Annotated in this window: 5 protein-coding genes; 1 reads left to right on the top strand and 4 read right to left on the bottom strand. The window is 63.0% G+C overall.

Features of this window, described 5'->3' with window-relative positions:
- A partial coding sequence (locus VD811_06015; protein HXV20526.1) for a HAMP domain-containing sensor histidine kinase occupies positions 1-763 on the top strand: 763 nt, incomplete at its 5' end.
- Positions 764-842: 79 nt separating this feature from the next.
- Here the strand turns inward: VD811_06015 and VD811_06010 are convergent.
- The 4 genes from VD811_06010 to VD811_05995 form a co-directional block, all read right to left on the bottom strand.
- Positions 843-1,439, bottom strand: coding sequence for an NUDIX domain-containing protein (locus VD811_06010; protein HXV20525.1), 597 nt, complete (start codon positions 1,437-1,439; stop codon positions 843-845).
- Positions 1,440-1,530: 91 nt separating this feature from the next.
- Complete coding sequence (arcC, locus tag VD811_06005) at positions 1,531-2,481, bottom strand: carbamate kinase (GenBank protein HXV20524.1); 951 nt, start codon at positions 2,479-2,481, stop codon at positions 1,531-1,533.
- Positions 2,471-3,823, bottom strand: a complete 1,353-nt coding sequence (locus tag VD811_06000) for a GTPase (protein HXV20523.1) — start codon at positions 3,821-3,823, stop codon at positions 2,471-2,473. Before VD811_06000 ends, arcC begins: the two co-directional genes overlap by 11 nt.
- Before the next feature lie 10 nt (positions 3,824-3,833).
- Positions 3,834-4,460, bottom strand: a 627-nt coding sequence (locus VD811_05995) for an aldehyde dehydrogenase family protein (GenBank protein HXV20522.1), incomplete at its 5' end; no start/stop codon positions are given.

Here is a 4,460-nt window from a genome sequence, read left to right as displayed (position 1 = left end):
GCGTTTCCTGATCGTGGCGCGCTATCTCAAGAAATTCAAGGAGATTGAAGAGGTCAAGGGCGATTTCGTCTCCATGCTGGTGCACGACATGCGCTCCCCGCTGACCAGCATCCGGGGATTTACCGACGTGCTGGCCGAAGGAGTTCTCGGCACCGTCAACCAAGAGCAGTCGTCCGCCCTGCAAAACATCCAGGGGGGCTGCGACCGACTGCTCACGCTGATCGAGGACGTACTCGACCTTTCCAAGCTCGAGGCGGGCAAGATGCAGATCTATCCGGCGCCTTTACCGATTCGAGCCCTGGCAGCCAGAGTCTGCGCCGACCTTTCGGCGCTGTCCACGGAGAAGGGCCTGCAGGTCCGCCTCGACATCCCCGAGGACAGCCCCTGGGTTCTGGCGGATGGCAAGCAGCTCAACAGGGTCATGGCCAATCTGTTGACCAACGCCTTTAAATTTACGCCAACGGGGGGGACAATCACCGTCAGCACTCACCTCTCCGCCTCCGGGCGTGAGCCGAGCCAGACAAAATACCTGCAAGTCAGCGTCACCGATACCGGCCCGGGCATCCCGGCCGACCAGCAGCAGAAGCTGTTCGCCCGCTACCAGCAGTTGCCGGCAGCCAGGACCTTCGGCAAAGGGACAGGTCTCGGCCTGGCCATCTGCAAAGAGATCGTCCTGCTGCACGGCGGCGAGATCTGGGTGGAAAGCCCCCTCACCCCCGAGGGCGGCAGCCGATTTTCCTTCACCCTGCCGTTAGACGAATAAAGGCGGTCCAAAGTTCAAAGTCCCGAGTCCAAGGTCCCTGGTTCAGGGACAGCACCTCAACCCCCAATCGAGATCCCTCCTACTTGTCTCCACCTTCCAGATCCCTCACCAGGTCGGGAAAGGTATCTCCCGCACACAGGGCGATTGGCCTCTCCGACATGACCGGGTAGCGCCGGTTCCAGTTGCGCCACAAAGCCCATTCCTCTTCGAAGTTGGGCGTAAACACTCCCGTCCCCAAAGCGGCGTCGATTTCTTCAGCGCTCCAGAACCGGACTTCGTCGATTTCTTCCGCCGCAAAACATACCTCGCCTTCGTAACGGGCGAGATAGGTGGAAACGTTTTCCGACTCGATTTCGTTCCTGATTTTTGAGAAATAAAGCCAGGTAAGCGGGAGGCCCTCGATGCCCAGCTCCTCGCGCATCTCCCGGCAGGCGGCCTCGAGGTAGCTTTCGCCGGGATCGAGGTGGCCGCCGACGCTGGTATCCCAGCGGCCGGGCTGGATGTCCTTGGTCATGGAGCGCTTCTGCAGGAGCAGCCGATCGCTGCGGTCGAAAACCAGCACATGTGCCACCCGATGGACCAGGGCGGGGTTGCCGTGGCATTCGGAGCGGGGTGCCTGGCCGATGACCCGGTCCTGCTCGTCGACGATGTCGAAAAGTTCGTTTTTTTTGGGCATGTGAGAACTCGTGATTGGGGAATTCGGGTTTCGGGATTATCCCGATACCTGATTCCGGAAAAAAGGTCAACTAGGCGAAGATGGCGACATCCTACGCTACGATGCGAGTACCGGTTTTTCCGTCAAGAGCATCGGCAAGGTTTTCAGGCAAGGTGATGAGGACTTCCTCTCCGCCACCTTCCAGGAATTCAATGGCTGCCTCGATTTTGGGGCCCATGCTGCCCGGCGCGAACTCCCCCTCCGCGAGCAGACGGCGGGCCATGGTGACGTCCATTCGCGGCAGCGGCTCCTGATCCGGCCTGCCAAAGCTGCGGTAGACAAAATCGACAGCCGTCAGAATGACCAGCAGGCGCGCACCGAGGCCATTGGCCAGCAGGGCCGATGCGCGATCCTTGTCGATGACCGCTTCGACCCCCAGCAGCTCTCCCGTGTCCGCCTGCCGGACGGGAACCCCGCCGCCGCCGGCGGCAATGACGACGACGCCGTGTTCGAGGAGGATGCGGATGGGCTCCTCTTCTACCACCTGCAGAGGGCGTGGCGACGGTACCACCCGGCGAAAACCGCGGCCGGCATCGGCAACGACGGTCCACCCCTTCGTCCGGCGCTGCCGCTCGGCTTCAGCCTCGGTATAAAACGGGCCGACCGGCTTGGTCGGCCGGGTAAAGGCGGGATCGGCCGGGTCGACCACGACCTGCGTGATGAGACTCACCACCGGCCGCTTTCCGTGCTGCCCCCGCAGCACGTTGACCAGGGTCTGCTGGGTAAGATAGCCGATGCTCCCTTCCGAATCGGCATCACAGACGTCGAGGGGCATGCTCGGCACCGTCTCCCTGGCCGCCTCGTTCTGCAGAAGCAGTTGGCCGACAACCGGCCCGTTGCCATGGGTGATGACCAGGGCATACCCCTTTGCCAGCAACAGGGGGAGATGAAGAACCGATTCACGGATATGCCGCAATTGTTCTTCGACTTCGCCCTTTTCGCCCTGTCGGATGAGAGCGTTGCCGCCGAGCGCGACCACGGCGATGGGTGGCTTACGGCGCATGACGGGTCTCCTTTATGCCCAGCACCCCCCGGACCATCCGGGCCAGGGGATTGCCGTGCATTTCCCGGTAATGGTAGTGGACCTGGACCAGCGGACGGGAGAGCTTCAGGATTCTCTTCAGGTCGACCGGGGTCGCGCTGAGGATGAGATCAGAGGGGACCGCCTCCAGGGTGGCCTGGAGGTCGGCGAGTTGGCGCTCGCTGTAGCCCATCGCCGGGACCACCTGCTCAAGATGCGGGAACTGCCGGTAAACCTCGGCCAGGCTGCCGACAGCCCAGGGACGGGGATCGGCGATGGCTTCGGCGCCATACCGGTGGGCCGCCACCACGGCAGCGCCAAAAGACATCCCGCCGTGGGTCAGGGTCGGCCCATCCTCGACGGCCACAACCCGCTTGCCCGCAATCGCCTCCGGTGTGGTGACGGCGACCTCGAGCCGACCGTAAGCCACCGCGGCGTCCGGGTTCCAGACCGCAACGTTGCGCCTCACCTCCTCCAGGCCATCAGTCGGAGCGGCATCGGCCTTGGCCACGACCACGACGTCGGCGCGCAGCAGATTCACCAGCCCCGGGTAATGACTGATCTCGTCGCCCGCCCGAAAAGGGTCGACCAGCACGATTTCAAGATCGGGGCGGAAAAAGGAGAAATCGTTATTGCCTCCGTCCCAGAACAGAACGTCTCCCGCCCCCTCGGCCGCATGCAGAATCTTCCGGTAATCGACCCCCGCAAAGAGCGGTATACCGGCGCTGATCAATGGCTCATACTCCTCGCGCTCCTCGAGAGTACACTGGTAGCGATCGATATCCTCCACGGTCCGGAACGATTCCACCTCGCGAATATCGAGCCGGCCATAGGCCATGGGATGCCGAACCACCACCGGGTGTCGGCCTGCCGCGCGCAGTTCCTGACAGAGATAGCGGGTGACGGGACTCTTGCCGCAACCGGTACGGACGGCGCAGACGGAGATGACCGGTACGGCGGCTTGCAGCATGGTTTTGCCGGGCCCCACCAGCCGGAAATCGGCCCCCAAAGCCAGAACCCGGGAGGCGGCGCCCATCAGATCCTGATGGGAGACGTCGCTGTAGGCGAAGATGACCTCGTCCACCTGCCGGTCGCGGACCAGGGACTCCAGCTCTTTTTCATCAACCACCGGGATCCCTTCCGGGTAGAGCGGACCGGCGAGAGCCGCAGGATAGCGGCGTCCCTCCTGAAAGGGGATCTGCGCGGCGGTGAAAGCGATCACCTCACTGGCCGCATTGTCGCGGAACAGGAGATTGAAGTTATGAAAATCGCGGCCGCCGGCCCCCATGATGACAATGCGCTTGCGGTGCTGCTTTCCGCTCATGGTCGGCCTGTCACTCCACGTCGATCTGCGCCTTTTGCAGCCGGCCGCTATAATCCCGGTAGACGGTCTTGATGCGCGAGAAGAAATCGAGGGCGCCCATGCGGCCGCCGGCTTCGGGATGGCCGGACCCGGAATGTTTGAACCCGCCGAAAGGGAGCTGGATCTCGGCACCGATGGTGCTGGCGTTGATGTAGACGATGCCGCTTTCGAGTTCCCGCTCGGCCCGGGCGGCCAGATTGACGCTCCGGGTGTAGATCGCCGAGGAGAGTCCGAAGCGGGTGCTATTGACCAGCTTCACCCCCTCCTCGAAAGAGCTGCACTTCAGGACCGCCACCACCGGGCCGAAAATTTCCTCCTGGGCAATGCGCATCCCGGCCGTCACGCTGGAAAAGACCGTCGGCTCGACGAAGAACCCCCTGGCCAGGGTTTTCTCCGTCGCCCGGACGCCGCCGGTATGCAGGTGGGCCCCCTCCTCCTGACCGATTCGGATGTAATTGAGCACCTTGTTCAGCCCCTTTTCATTGACCAGGGGGCCGACATCCGTCGTATTTTTCAAACCGTCCCCCAGGCGCAACCGGCCGGCGGCCGCGCTCAGCTTCGCCAGGAAGGGCTCGTAGGCTTTTCCCTGCACGATGAC

The organism is Desulfuromonadales bacterium (genome assembly GCA_035620395.1).
GTDB lineage: Bacteria > Desulfobacterota > Desulfuromonadia > Desulfuromonadales > DASPGW01 > DASPGW01.
This window is presented reverse-complemented; position numbering and strand designations above follow the sequence as displayed.